This window comes from Halostagnicola larsenii XH-48, from assembly GCF_000517625.1.
GTDB classification, from domain to species: domain Archaea; phylum Halobacteriota; class Halobacteria; order Halobacteriales; family Natrialbaceae; genus Halostagnicola; species Halostagnicola larsenii.
The window spans coordinates 43,383-56,812 of record NZ_CP007057.1 but is presented as its reverse complement, the minus strand read 5'-3'; the positions used below and the strand labels follow the sequence as shown (position 1 = coordinate 56,812).

The 13,430-nt window shown below is 54.8% G+C and carries 16 protein-coding genes and 1 pseudogene; 9 read left to right on the top strand and 8 right to left on the bottom strand.

The genetic code is table 11. The annotated features are described in order from the left end of the window. Window positions 1-84: 84 nt before the first annotated feature. Entirely contained in the window at window positions 85-1,683 is a 1,599-nt protein-coding gene (locus HALLA_RS16680; RefSeq protein ID WP_084569090.1) for an alkaline phosphatase, read from the top strand. Window positions 1,684-1,806: 123 nt separating this feature from the next. Here the strand turns inward: HALLA_RS16680 and HALLA_RS20760 are convergent, their stop codons facing one another. The 3 genes from HALLA_RS20760 to HALLA_RS16670 form a co-directional block, all read right to left on the bottom strand. After that, on the bottom strand, window positions 1,807-2,100 hold the full coding sequence (locus HALLA_RS20760) for a hypothetical protein (protein WP_157231424.1): 294 nt from the start codon (window positions 2,098-2,100) through the stop codon (window positions 1,807-1,809). Further along, window positions 2,087-2,983, bottom strand: a complete 897-nt coding sequence (locus HALLA_RS16675; RefSeq protein ID WP_049954644.1) for a hypothetical protein — start codon at window positions 2,981-2,983, stop codon at window positions 2,087-2,089. The genes HALLA_RS20760 and HALLA_RS16675 overlap by 14 nt, the downstream gene beginning before the upstream one ends. A gap of 101 nt (window positions 2,984-3,084) precedes the next feature. After that, window positions 3,085-3,489 (bottom strand): hypothetical protein, encoded by a 405-nt coding sequence (locus tag HALLA_RS16670; protein ID WP_049954643.1) that lies wholly within the window; start codon window positions 3,487-3,489, stop codon window positions 3,085-3,087. A gap of 521 nt (window positions 3,490-4,010) precedes the next feature. On the opposite strand from HALLA_RS16670, the gene HALLA_RS16660 reads away from it, so the two are divergent. Continuing rightward, window positions 4,011-4,256: a PhiH1 repressor gene (locus tag HALLA_RS16660; RefSeq protein ID WP_049954921.1), complete on the top strand. Its 246-nt coding sequence runs from the start codon at window positions 4,011-4,013 to the stop codon at window positions 4,254-4,256. 235 nt (window positions 4,257-4,491) lie between these two features. Here the strand turns inward: HALLA_RS16660 and HALLA_RS20755 are convergent, their stop codons facing one another. The 5 genes and pseudogenes from HALLA_RS20755 to HALLA_RS16650 form a co-directional block, all read right to left on the bottom strand. Further along, window positions 4,492-5,049 (bottom strand): hypothetical protein, encoded by a 558-nt coding sequence (locus HALLA_RS20755; RefSeq protein ID WP_157231423.1) that lies wholly within the window; start codon window positions 5,047-5,049, stop codon window positions 4,492-4,494. 188 nt (window positions 5,050-5,237) lie between these two features. Continuing rightward, a complete protein-coding gene (locus HALLA_RS20750) occupies window positions 5,238-6,017 on the bottom strand; it encodes a hypothetical protein (RefSeq protein WP_157231422.1) in 780 nt (259 codons plus the stop codon). Window positions 6,018-6,227: 210 nt separating this feature from the next. Then, window positions 6,228-6,359: pseudogene (locus HALLA_RS21430) on the bottom strand (PemK-like protein); the annotation flags it as partial. A 148-nt stretch (window positions 6,360-6,507) separates the two neighbouring features. After that, the gene (locus tag HALLA_RS16655; RefSeq protein WP_049954641.1) at window positions 6,508-6,870 is read right to left on the bottom strand and encodes an iron chaperone; all 363 of its coding nucleotides are present in this window, start codon (window positions 6,868-6,870) and stop codon (window positions 6,508-6,510) included. 587 nt (window positions 6,871-7,457) lie between these two features. Then, window positions 7,458-8,129, bottom strand: coding sequence for a hypothetical protein (locus tag HALLA_RS16650; protein ID WP_049954640.1), 672 nt, complete (start codon window positions 8,127-8,129; stop codon window positions 7,458-7,460). Window positions 8,130-8,702: 573 nt separating this feature from the next. On the opposite strand from HALLA_RS16650, the gene HALLA_RS20185 reads away from it, so the two are divergent. From HALLA_RS20185 to HALLA_RS21160, 7 genes are all read left to right on the top strand, one after another. Further along, on the top strand, window positions 8,703-8,939 hold the full coding sequence (locus tag HALLA_RS20185) for a hypothetical protein (protein WP_084569089.1): 237 nt from the start codon (window positions 8,703-8,705) through the stop codon (window positions 8,937-8,939). After that, complete coding sequence (locus tag HALLA_RS20180; protein WP_084569088.1) at window positions 8,939-9,337, top strand: hypothetical protein; 399 nt, start codon at window positions 8,939-8,941, stop codon at window positions 9,335-9,337. Before HALLA_RS20185 ends, HALLA_RS20180 begins: the two co-directional genes overlap by 1 nt. Window positions 9,338-9,344: 7 nt before the next feature. Then, window positions 9,345-9,542 (top strand): helix-turn-helix transcriptional regulator, encoded by a 198-nt coding sequence (locus tag HALLA_RS20175; RefSeq protein WP_084569087.1) that lies wholly within the window; start codon window positions 9,345-9,347, stop codon window positions 9,540-9,542. A 345-nt stretch (window positions 9,543-9,887) separates the two neighbouring features. Continuing rightward, window positions 9,888-11,111: a sulfotransferase gene (locus HALLA_RS16645; RefSeq protein ID WP_049954920.1), complete on the top strand. Its 1,224-nt coding sequence runs from the start codon at window positions 9,888-9,890 to the stop codon at window positions 11,109-11,111. 259 nt (window positions 11,112-11,370) lie between these two features. Next, a complete protein-coding gene (gene cysC / locus HALLA_RS16635; protein ID WP_049954638.1) occupies window positions 11,371-12,222 on the top strand; it encodes an adenylyl-sulfate kinase in 852 nt (283 codons plus the stop codon). A gap of 23 nt (window positions 12,223-12,245) precedes the next feature. Then, window positions 12,246-12,998, top strand: coding sequence for a YqcI/YcgG family protein (locus HALLA_RS16630; protein ID WP_049954637.1), 753 nt, complete (start codon window positions 12,246-12,248; stop codon window positions 12,996-12,998). A gap of 149 nt (window positions 12,999-13,147) precedes the next feature. After that, entirely contained in the window at window positions 13,148-13,351 is a 204-nt protein-coding gene (locus tag HALLA_RS21160) for a hypothetical protein (protein WP_049954636.1), read from the top strand. Window positions 13,352-13,430: the final 79 nt, after the last annotated feature.

The window sequence follows — 13,430 nt, the reverse complement described above, 5'->3', positions numbered from 1 at the left end:
GTATGCTTACTGGAAATTGCTGTCACCAATATACAACTATTATAAGGATTTTTAATTATTGAACCGTACAGTGATACCTGCGCTATGCAACGACGAAAATTCATCACGGCGCTCGGCGCAACGGGACTGCTCGCGACCGGAACCGCGAGCGCACGGACGAACGGCAACGGGAAATCGAGGGGACGGGGACGCCATCCAAACGGCGACGATGGGATCGAGAACGTCATCGTATTGATCGGTGATGGCATGGGTTTCGATCCGATCGAAGTGACCTCGGTGGTCCACGGCGACCTCGCGTTGCAGTCGATGACCGGCGTCGGATACACCCGGACGAACTCCCTGAGCGGTGAGGTAACTGACTCGGCGGCGGCGGGGACGGCCCTCGCCACCGGACAAAAGGCGTACAACGGGCAAATATCGGTCCACGGCGACGCAGATGCGGGCGAGGACGACGTGACACCGCTGGCGACACAGCTCGAGATCGCCCAGTCGATAGGAAAGTCGACGGGGCTCGTATCGACGACGCGGATCACGCACGCGACGCCCGCGGTGTACGCCTCACACGTCCCTGACCGCGGCATGGAAGCGGAGATCGCCGCGCAACTCGTCGAGTCCGACGTCGACGTTCTGTTTGGCGGCGGCCGTCAAGAGTTCGACGACGAAACTCTCGATCGCGCCGAAAGCGAGGGGTACGAACTCCTCTACGACGCAGACGACCTCGGCTCGGCGAGCGGCGAGAAGCTCCTCGGCCTGTTCGACGACAGTCACGTCACCTACACGCTCGATCGGGACGACTCGATCCCGGCCCTGCCCGAGATGACCGCCGCGGCGGTGGACCACCTGGAACGGGGCGACGACGGATTCTTCCTGATGGTCGAAGGCGGTCGTATCGACCACGCCGAACACGGCAACGACGCGCAATCGGCCGTCGCCGAGACGAAGGAGTTCGACGAGGTCGTCGACTGGGCGCTCGAGTACGTCGAGGACCGCGACGATACGCTCGTGGTCGTCGCCTCCGACCACGAGACGGGCGGGATGGCGACCGGCGACGGCTACGGCTCGCCGATCGAGACCGACGCGATCGCGAACGCGGAGGCGAGCAACGCCGCGATCGCCGCCGCGATCGAAGACGGCGCGGACATTCGCGAGGCGGTCGAAACTCACGTCGACGTCGACCTGACCGACGACGATGTCGAGCGGATCGAGGAGGCGACCGAGGAGTCGGGCGCGTACGCGCTCTCGAACGAACTTGGTGCCGTCGTCTCTCAGCACCTCGGCGTCGCGTGGGCGTCGAACGTCCACACCGGCCCGGCCCAGACCGTCATGGCCGCCGGGCCGGACGTCGATCCGTTCGACGGCTGGTTCCACCACGTCGACCTCTCGGCGACGGTCACCGCCCTGTTGCTGTTCGGCCGACTCGGCGAGGTCTCCAAGAGACAACGCGAGGCCTGGGAGCGGACCGTGACTAAAAGGGACCCGCGGGGCACCCGCGACGCCTACATGGCGCTCCAGCACGTCGGTCCCGTCACCGACGACGTGACCGCCGCGCTCGACGTCGACGACGACGGCGTCGTCGACTACCGCGACGTCGTCGCCATCCTCGACGGCGAGGTTTCCAAACCGCCGTTGAGAAAGAAACACCGCAAGCGTCGCCGGACGCCCGATCCGATGCACGGGATCTGAGCGTCACGCCGACTGTGCAGGAGTCGGCGTGGGCTCCCCATCAGACTGTTACCGCGGCCGTGTGCAGATCAGTCTCGCTCGAGTCGCTTGTCCTCCCCGCCTGCTGATTATAACGGACTCTTCTCAGAGGACGGTGAGCGAAACCGTCGCAGAGAGCCGCTGGGTGAAACCGTTGCAGATAGCTGCTGGGTGAGAAGGTACACTGCGGACATCTGGGCTCCGGAGACAACCGTCGTCTCCGGATTCGCCTGCCGCCCCCGTCTCGCCGTACCCGCCGACGACCGCTCGAGCGAAGAGACCCGCGGCTACCGAACCCGTGCGACCGGCCGCAGTCGGGTCGTGACTCGGGCAGTCCTCGAGCGCGGGCGGGCTCTTGAGGGGGGAGCTATCGCGATGGACTAACTTACCCGTGGACACCACCTGTCTTCGGTTCCCGCTCCTCGTCGGCAGGCGAACCGCCTTCGCCGGGAATCGCAGCATCGGCGGGCACCACGAGGCGGCGTTCGGTGTACTCGAGGCCGTTCTTTCGTTCCGTTCGTTTGCGAACGGCCAGCCGGTTCTTCGAGAGGTCCAGCGCGGCATCGATCACCCTCGAGACCAGCTTCTTCGCGTACGTCTCGCTGATGCCGGTTTCCTGCCGCCGGATCCAGTGTTTCAGGTCGCTCGCTTTGACGTACTCGGCGATATTTTTGCAGCCGGACTTCCAGGGGTCGTCGCCGACGCCGTCGTCGGTACGCGCTTGCCACAACTTCGCCGCCAACCGCGTCGGAAGCGCGTTCGCGGCCGAGCGGCGCATTTCCTCGTCCATCCGCGCAAGCTGCTGGATCGGCAGGAGGTCGCCGTAAGCGAGCGAGACGGTCCCGCCGCGCTCGAGCGGGTCTGCACTCTCGGGCACGCGGTAGTACGCGTTCCCGTCGTCTTTCGTCAGTCGTTCGAGTCGGCCATCGGCCACGTCGACAACATGGGCGTCGACAGTTTCTGCGAGTAGGTGTGCGCCTTTCTCGAGTTCGCGAGACTGGAGTTCGGACACGCGCGTTTTGTTCGCGCTGGCTTTCTTGAGCGCGGCCTCGGCCATGTTCTCGAGGCGGGTGGTTTCGGACTCGAGATCCGCAACACGTTCCTCGAGGGTGACCGTCCGGTTGTCGAGGCGATCGCACTCTCGTTCGAGCTCAGCAAGCCGGGCGTCTTTGCGCTCGAGTTCGGACTCGAGCGCGTCGAGTCGATTCTCGAGGGCTTCAAAACTCTCGCTGCGGTGGTCTGGGAGCTGTTCGGTCGTCGAATTGCTGGTGGATGGAGACATCGCTGTGGGGGATCGTGGGTGAACTGGTTGGCGAGCGCTACCGGACGGCAGGTGCGTGGGGCGGCTAGGACGCCGCGGGGGAGTCGGGCCCGAACGGGCAGCTAGCCCGCATCGTCGGTGGCGAGCCGCGGATCGTCGTCGGCGTCGACGAGCAACAGCCCGTCTCGAGCGTCGGTGCTTTCGAGGTCGTAGACGCGAACGTCGTCGCCGCGCGATAGCTCGAGTGCGTCGATGACGGCGTTGCCGACTGCGATTCGGGCCCCGGTAAAGCGCCTGCAGAGGGTGTACTCGGCGAGCGGGTCGGTAGTGTCGGTGCGGGGGACGAGCGCGACGCCGTCGTCGTGGTCGATGGCGTGGGCGGTGTCGGTCGGCCAGTCGCGGTCGCCGAGGGCGGCCGTGGAAATCGTCACCGTCCGGTCAGTGCTGACGGTGTAGGTCCCGAGGTAGCCGTGTCCCGTGGGGACGACGTATTTCGAGGGCCGCTGGTGGGGGTGATCGCGGTCCATCAGCGGTCACCCGTCGGCTCGAGGATGACCGCATCCTCGCTGGCGACGATGAACTCGTCGTGGTCGGTAGCGCGGGCTTTAGGTCTCTCTGCGAAAAACTGTGTAAACGGGCGAGTAGGGGGTGTAAGATCTCTCGTCCGTGCACCTGCGGTGTGACGCAGGTGCGTTTTCTGCGGCTCGTCTGGGGTGTCGCGCTGATTGTGGTGAGCAGCCGATACGCCTGACTCGTGAGCCCTACAGTTATGGGCTCGGAGGCTATCTTCTCGCATGGGTCGTTCAATTCCCGTAGAGGGAAGACCCGCCCCGACGTGCTGGTATCACGTCGGACCTTTCCGGCCCGAAAGGGCAGGTCATTACTCCTGTTATCACGTGGTCTACTAATAATTTACTGTGAAATTCACAGTGAAAGTGTAGACAATGGTTGTATTTTTATATGAATATGTCCTCTATGACCACTCATCGATACTACTATGAGTTCCACAGTGCCACCAAGGAGCGTGGTCAGACAGCGAGCTGAGTGGATGCGTCCAGTCGACGAAAAAATACTCGAGACCATGCGGGACGAGGGGAATATGACTCCCAGTGCGCTCGAGCAACTGGATGTAACCGTCGCCAACTACGCAAGCAACCGCCTCTCGAAAATGGCCAACTATGGGCTCGTTGAGCGTGTCGCTCAGGGGCTTTACAGGATTACGAAAGAAGGAGCGGCATTTCTTGATGAGGAACTTGATGCGGGTGAACTCGAGTCTGCCGAAGATTCCGAATAAGATCTCTGTTTGAGGTACGTACTCAGGAGGCAATTACCCTGTTGGTGAACACAGACTCTATATCTCGTACTGTCTTGTGATGATCTCACCAGCATTCTATGTGAAAGATTGGATGTACTAACACTATAGGGATCTCTACAGCAGGTTCCAGTTATGCACACAGTGTTCTCAATCTCGTGTGCATATTCGGGAAACCGGATTTGCCGACGTGCAACCCCATGGAGAGACGCAAATGTTAGTAAAATAGAAACATGGAGCCGACATTACCAATCGAAGCGAAAATACAACCTATACCGAATAGGATATATCGTGTTGAGCTCCTAACTAATTCAATATTTTTATCGGCCCATATAGCATAGAAAATAGCTAATTTTTCACAATGTTCAGAGTGATCGTATTCCTTCAATAATGCTTCATGGATGTTTCCGCTACTAATACCTATAGTATGTTGGCTCAGTATTATAATTCCATGAATGAAGAAAATTAAGGATACTATGAGAGTTATAAATGGAGTTACAAGGAATAAACGCTCATACGTTTCAAGAGTACCGGGCATTCCTAACTGGAATAGTGCAACATAAAATGACGCTAATAGTACATCTAATTTTATTAATTCGACACATCTCTTTCGAGTTGATCGTACAGATTCAATGCTATTTTGGAAAGATAACCTTGAATTTTCAAGTGTTGAATCCCAAAACTCGATCGATTGTTCGTTGCTATTATCCGCTAACTTAGCAAGTTGCTGTAAACCGACTGATGTTGAATTGCCCGGAGCGTCACTATCCTCCATACCTATGCCTTTCATGCATAGAATATATCTGTGATTGCCAAATTCGTCTTAATCCCATCTTTGATAAGCCGGCCATCAGGTTCGCAGCTCTGCCATGTGCTGAACGAACGCCGGGCTCGCCTCGAGGCCGCAGTCGTCGGGATCGAGATCAACGGTTAGCTATGAATATGTACACACTTAAGCTAAGTCTATGCCCAGCGTGTATGTAGTGTGCCATCAATCCTGAATATAAGTATTCTGAATGGTCCAATATCGATGGGTCCTTTATTGACGTTCAACCCATCAGTCACAGAGTCATAATGTAGTTCGAACCCTATTTTGAATTCGGAATATCCGTAATCCAGTAGATTTTCCGCAACATTTCTCCAACCCCATGTCTCCCATTTTTTGTACTCCATCCCAATAGACACGTTTCTGTAGAAAGGTACTCGGTCTGTAGTCGGCTCTAGATAATTCCCCATTCCCGAGGTATCTGCAGTAGGACTTCTTCTTAATGCGCTCTCTCTTGACTTAATGGTGAACGGTTCAAGATCAGTAATCACATATGGTTTAACTCGAAGATTATTAGCAATACCATTTCCGGGGTTTGAAAGTTCAACTTGTAGTGAAATGTCCCTGACTGCAGATCCCTCAACAAGTACGTGCGGTGCATTAGCAATCTGAATTTGCTTTTCCATTAGCTCAGATTGGTCTTGTTGCATGTTCGCCAGTTTCACCTGTAAATCTGATTGAACAGCCATTTCCTCCGCTTGATCAGATTGGATTTTTCCCAAGTGAATATAAACAATGACTAGTAATAGCGAAAGTAAGGCAGTTGTGATCATATTCACAAAATCTATCACAACACTTTGGGATTCAAACAACCAATCTGCAACAGTATATGTGAATAGCATAAATATTGACAGAATGACCAACAGAACGTACGGATTGGGGTTCTGGATTATATTTTTATCTTCAAGAATTCCCATATTGGCAATAGTCTTTCCAAGTCATATATATTAGTTGATATTCAGAAACGATGGACGGGCTATGTTTCGAGTGGATCAACTCGAGATCTGCGTGCGGAAGCGGTCGGGGCGTTGTAATTTTTAGCGAATGTCCCCTTGGGGACACCCACAACCTACGATCCAATAGGTTTGTGTGTCTCCGGTATCGCCGTTGACGGCCCCAACATCTGCTCAGAAGAGGATATAACTGATCGGTTGTGTTGTCACGTCCTTGGTACGTTCGTCGACGAGCAAGGTCAGATCAAGTTCTACGTCTGCACCACTGTTGAGGGTCGCGAGCGACCACGGAAGGACGTGACTCCGAGTGGATCGCCCTCTAGGCTTTCTGCTACGCTTGTAAAACGGTGAACCTATCCACCATGGATCACTGATCCGTATTCGGATCAGAGTATTACTCCGTCCGCCAACGTGACGAGTTGCGAATACCCTGGTCTTCGAACGCCGACGCCTCTTACTGCGCTTTTCTGGCTTCTTCTACTTTCGGTTCCAGAAGCTGCGTTATCTCTGTGGTCGGCACCGCCTGGTCGTACTGGATTTGTATGGTCTCTTTTCCTGTTTTGTACCCTTTTTCTTCGAGCATTTCGCGGTCTTCACTCCGAAGCGCGTCTGCACCGATTCCAAAGGTAGCGTGGTTCTTAAACGCGGTAAACCCAACGTGAGTGCCGTTAAACACATAGAACGGCACGTCGTATTTTATACCTTCCTCCGCTTCTGGAACAGTCGAGTTGATTATTTCGCGGAGTTCTTCGAGCGTCGGACGGGCTTCTTTGTCTGCATTGGCAATGTATGAATCGACATCCTTTGGCTTTGACATCCTATTATCCCCGTAGTCCGCATACGGGTCACTCCTTCTTAATGAACTCGGCGAGTCCCGCGTTATCCGTCGTGTTCTCTACTCAAATCACAGAGGACGAAGGCTGAGGCTGGTTTCAGGCAGCGGTCATCACATCAAATTGGCGAGGAAGGGATTCAAGAATCCACCTCGAGAGCCTGTGAACTGCTAAATCCCGTTGTTCCGTGATTCCAATGAAGTAGGGTAGATGTCGGTTGTTCAGTCGATTATTTCGTCGGTTGGAATTCAGAAACAGAAAACTCACACCTACCAGTGATCGAGTACTACCATCAAACAGAGAAGAATCGGCTACGAAACAGCGTTCAGGATACAGCAGACGCTGAGGAAAGATCTAACGCAGGAGGAATCAAGCCTTCGGCGGCGGTTTCGATAGGCCGAACTGTCCTTCCATCACCGCCATGAATCGGGACGCTGTGACGAGTGGCGTATACGTCGGATTGTCCTCAATGGAGAGCTGAACGAGGATGTCCAAAGGGTCGCCAGGCGTTGTAGAGAGTCGCCGCAAAAATGAATCCGAAGAATCGCAGGACGTGGTTCGGACTCGCGGTTCAAGGAAGGAAGTGACCACGCTTCTTGAATCCGTTCTCTATCCCCCATCGAAAACCATACTTACGGACGATCCGGGCCGCTGCCTGCTGTTGCTCGCGTTCTGAGTAATCATCCTCACCACGACCCGGACGCTTAGCTGCCCGCGGGTGGTTCGTTTCGAACGCAACGTACATCTCCGACGGATAGAACTCGTCATCTTCGTCTTGGACTTCCTTCTTGTCCTGCTCTTCCGCCCGCATCTCTTCGATGAGCGAGTCGAACGGCGATTTGTCGGGGAAGTCTTCGCTGTCATCATCGGGTTCAACGGTCTCTGTGAAGTCCTCGATCAGGCCTTGTCGCATCCCATCGTCTTCGTCCCCTTCTTCGTCTTCGTCGTTGGTGATCATCTTCGGGACGTAGACGATCTTCCGGTTCGGCATCCCGGCGTAATCTTCCTGCTCGACGATTCGGACGGCTTCGAGTTCCTCGTCATAGTCTGACCACATCTTTCGCATTCGCCGCTTATCGTCCTTGTCCCGGCTCTTCCGGTTGACGTACAGAGGGTCGTTGGATTCTGCGCTGTTTTTCGCGGCCTCGGAATCGAAGCCGCCGTCCATCAACACAAGTTCAACGTCATCGAGGAGATCGGTCGCGGACGAGAGTAGTTCGTCCACGATCTCGCCTTTCGTCATGCCGCGTTTCACCGGGAGCGCATCAAGGACGATGGGGATGTCGAAACCAACGACCTGAATCGCCGCCCACTTGTAGTAATACTGCGTCCGCGTATCGTTGTCGTTCGCGTAGCCGAGACGCCACGATTCGATGTTGTTGCCGTCCTAGTCGCGCTCGATCTCCCCCGTCCACGGGTGGCCCTTCGTCTCGTCGATAGCGACCGTCATCTTGCCGATGAGTTCGCCCTCACGTCGGGCCTCTGCGATTAGGTCTCTCACCACTGTCGGTGCAACTCGCGTATCTCTTCGACGGTGAAATGTGAATTAACTGGAGTTGAAGACTACTTCAGGGCGTCATAGAACGATTCACACGGCGCTGATCTCGTGCCATTCGGACTGAATTTTCTGTTCGCCTCATATTCGCATTGGTCACTAACGGTTCTGTACTAAGACCAGACAGTCAGTAAGATTCGAATGCAGGAGCATGCTACTAACTACTGATTGTGTCAGCGTCCTTGTGGGACGTGTTAAGGTAACCACCCATATTGCAAAGAAGACTTAACATTTATAGGTAAGCAGCCAAAATAGTACTGTATGGTTGAGAACCCTCGAAAAGCATACGGCGCTCTTTTCGTGATGATAGTAGCAGCAATTAGTGGCGTAATTATCGCTGCGGGATTTGTTGCCCCAGAATTTATTATGGATGGTAATTCTTTCTGGCTCTTCATTGGGGCAGTGGTAACGATGATCGTCTGTGCACTCATCAGTTGGAGCGTTAATCTGCCATATATCATTACTGAAGAATTCACATCAAAGGGTGGTGATGAATAATGGTAGCCCTGATGCCAAGAAAATATAATCTGCTTTTGTTTCTAGTTACAGCACTCCTCTATCCGATTGCTGGCCTACTACTTGGAGAACCATTTGCAAATCCAACAATTGCAGATTTGGCTGTAACACCTGCTGTAATCTTACTCTTTGCCAATTTCGGCTATATTGTACAGTCACGGTATGGCGAATCTGGTGTGGTTGATGAACGTGATGTTCAGAATATTGACCTTGCATTAGCTGTCACCGGAGTTGTACTCCTCATCTCGATACTTGCAATGTATGTTGGACATGCAGTGACAAATGACGTTACACCAGCAGAGGTAGATTATCTCGCATTAGCTGCTGTAGGGACGATATTTGTGGTATTAGGTGGAACTGAGGTCTATCAGCGCCTGTAGGTGAAATATGGATAATAATCTTCGCGTTAAACGTGCGGAGGAAGAAATAACGCAGCAAGAACTCGCAAATGCGGTTGATGTAAGCCGTCAGACAATCTATGCAATAGAAAAATCAAAGTATGACCCTTCACTGAAGTTAGCATTCAAACTTGCAAGGTATTTCGACTGCTCAATAGAGGATATATTTGACCCGAATTTTGACTAACCCTTTCACTAATAATAAGGTCTATTATATCAGAATATTGTTATTACTTAGTCTTTAGCGATCCTCATCATCGTTACAGTGATCCAAGCGATAATTCGCTACTTCGTTGGAATCAGTGTTCCCCGCACATGAAGGCACCGTTCATTTATCGATCCGAGGTAAGTGTACACCTACTCGTCGATCTCGTCTGGCAGCACTCGAGCCCACGACAGGGAACCGGTAGCCGCTGCCGGGGTACTGGTTGACGAACAACCAAATTATGACAGCGCGACTACGTTCGATGGAATCGATCTATCGGTTTCAACAACGGCGAAATTCGGCGGACTCACTGGAAGGTGGTGGCTGGTGAGTCTCGAAGATCCGCCGATCGATCACCGAGAGCAGGCCACACAGAACTACGAACGGATACAAAACGAGGTGATTTCGGAGGCGAAACGATCGATTCTCTCGGAGTATCGGGTTGATGACTTCGATAGTGTGCTGTTTATCACGTCGGCTCCGAGAGGGGGGAGTAGCCTCCTTTTCGATATCCTTCGACACCATGAACGAACCTGTAGCCTCGATGGCGAACACGACCGATGGTACACGCTGAACGGGATCTGTTACCCGGCGTTCGATTCCGATGTCGTTCCGCCCGACTTCGAATCGTTCGATAGGGAAAAACTCCTGACGGATCTTCTCGCCGAAGTCGGTGCAACCGAACGCTCCGGCGACCGAGCGCATCGTGTAGACAACACGCTCGTCCGGCTTCCGTTGCAATTTCCGAATCGAGAGCTTCCATACGAGCGGATACGCGAACAGTTGCTCGAGGGGGTCTCGCTGAAGAAGATACTCGAGGGGTTCGGAATCGCGCCATTGCAGTACGATGAGTATGCAGAGCGAGACGCAGACAGCCCGTTCGAAACCGAAACTATCGAGGACCGGCCGTTCGTCTCCTCGCACAGGCACAAGCGCGGTCTCACGGTCGACGATTTCGAGCGGACGCTCATCCTGAAAGCAAGCGGCGACGCGTACCGACTGCCGTGGATCCGCGAGCAGCTATTTCCCGAGACCGATAGCAAAGTCGTCCACCTCACACGAAACCCAGCGGCGTCGATCAACGGCCTCTACGACGGGTGGCAGTTGCACAGGGGGTTCCAGACGTACGATGTAGGCGATCTCGACATCGACGGATACGATGGCTCGCTGTGGTGCTACGATCTCCCGCCGGGGTGGGTTCGCGAAGGAAACCTCATCGACATCTGTCTGATGCAGTGGACCCAGGCCCATCGCCATATTCTCGACGGTCGCGACGCGTTCGAGGACGTTCTTCGAGTCAGGTTCGAGGACGTTCTCACCGATACCGAGTCCACGATCACGGAGATCGTCGAATTCGCGGACCTCGGTGAGTCGGCGCTGCTTTCCGAGAACGTCGAAAGCCCAAATAAGGTGATGACGACGAAAGAACCGCGACGCGCTCGCTGGCGAGACAGGGAGGACCTCGTCATGAGTGCGCTTGAGCGAGCCGACGAGACGTATACCGGGGTACTCGAGGAACTGGAATACACGGAGGAACGGGAATGGATCTGAGCAGAACGGCAAAAGAACTGGATAGGGACAGCGGCGAAGCGACTCACGTCGATCGGCGCCCTGGCATCGACGATTGGCGATCGACGAGATCGACGGCGGTGAACCTCACGAGTATGATAGACACGACAATTCCCATATTCAACAACACGCTGAATGCGACGTCGAAACTGCTCGAGACGTGTATCTCCGAAATCACCACTGCAGGTAGGATTTGGAGAGAGGCAAATAGATTCACTCGGCGTACGGAGGGGATCGATTAATGTCTGGAGAAACCATCTGGCTCTTCGGACTGCCGTGTTCCGGAAAGACGACGCTCGCCGAAGGGTTGATCGGCCCGAATACGGTCCATCTGGACGGCGATTATCTCCGGAACACCCTCAATTCCGATCTCGGGTTTTCGAAGGAGGATCGAACCGAGAACCTCAGACGAGCTGCCGGGGTTGCACAGGCCTTGAACGAACAGGGGTTCGATGTCGTCGCGTCGTTCATCACACCGTACCGTTCTCAGCGGGAACTGATCGCCGAGAAACTCGAGGACGTCTCGTTCGTATACGTCAACGCGCCCGTCGAAGTGTGCGAAGAACGCGACGTGAAGGGAATGTACGAACAAGCCCACAGCGGAGAGATCGATGGCTTTACCGGTGTTGATGCGCCGTTCGAGGAGCCGGAGGAGATCGAACTCGAAGTTCGGACGGCGAGACACTCGAAAGAAAAGACCATCGAGAAGATTAACGCGGAACTGGACCTCAAGTTCGATCCGAGCCACATTTTCATCGGTCGGTGGCAACCGCTTCACGATGGCCACCGAACGATCATCGATTCGGCCGCCGATAATGGAAAGGACGTCGTCGTCGCCATCCGCGACACCGAACTCAGCGAGGAAAATCCACTCACTGCACAGGAACGTCGAGAGCTAATCGAGGACGTCTACGAGGACTATCCGAACGTCCGGACGATGATCATTCCGGACGTCGATACCGTCGCTATCGGGCGGAACGTCGGATACTCGGTCGTCTCGGTCCCCGATGAGGTCGCAGAGATAAGCGGAACCGAGACGCGCGAGGAATACGGGAAAAGCGACCTCCTCGCGGGACGGCACTTCGAGGACTGAGATTTCCCAATGACATCCCAACCATGACGGAGACGGGGCTACTGTTCGATCGATCCGAATTGCAAGACGCGATAGAAACGGGAGAGCTACTCGCGTGGAAGAAAAAGCGATATCTCGAGTTCAAAGAGACGATGGAGAGCACTCGGTATCCGTGTCACTTCGCGGTGAACGCTGAACGTAACCATACCGCCCGATACCTCTTCGTGGGAGACGTTGGCGACCGCGACGCACTCCTCAAAGTGAGAGAGGGGTTGCGACAATACCTCGAGCGGTATCAGTCGATAGCCGAACGAACGACTCTGGTGATATTTTTCAAGCCTCCGCCCGAGGAACAGCGCGAGCAGAGATATCGTGATCAGTTCTGGAGAGTTCTCGAGTTCCTCAACGAACGGGATCCGGAGCCATGGCCCAGCGACGTTCCCGCGGACCCGGATGATCCTGAGTGGGAATTTTGCTTCGCTGGAGAATCCATGTTCATCGTCGGGCGCGCTCCGTTCTATACGAATCGAAAGAGCAGGTATACGCAAGACGGACTGGAAATAACGGTCCAGCCACGGAGAATCCTCGAGGATGTTACCGGAGACACGAAAGAAGGCCGACGTGCTCGTTCGGTTATCAGAGATCGGTTAGAGGACTACGACGATGACGCACCGCATCCCGACATCGGAGATTACGGCGATCCCGATACTCGAGAGTGGAAACAATATCTCCTTCCAACGTCCAACGAGGAGAGTTTGGATGAATTCCCCTTTGAGATAGATACGAAACGATCGTAGGATATCTTCCGTGCTCTTGTACGAAAATCGTTGGTGAGTCGATCACTGGGGTGGTTTTCGCGCTGACAAGCCGCTCAGTCTCGCCGAGCGACCGGACGGTATTCGGTGTTCGCCGAAACTTCTACTACCTACCGTGGCATACGCCAACTATGGTCGAACGGATCCCGGCGTCGACGAACGTCTCGAGTCGTGGTGTCGCGCTCGTCCTGTCCGCGGCAGTTTTCGGCGTCGCATTTCTGGCGTGGCGTCGGACGGCGCCCCTCTCGCGGTGGTTCCTTCAGAGACGTCGAGAGCGCGCAGAGCACGACCGACACAGATCGGATTCACAACGACCGGGCACGGTTCCGATCTGATCCGGTGTAGCACGTTGCGAGCCGCGTAGCCGGCATACTGAGGGCCAGCCTTTTCGTGCGTACTCGGTGGACGCCCCAT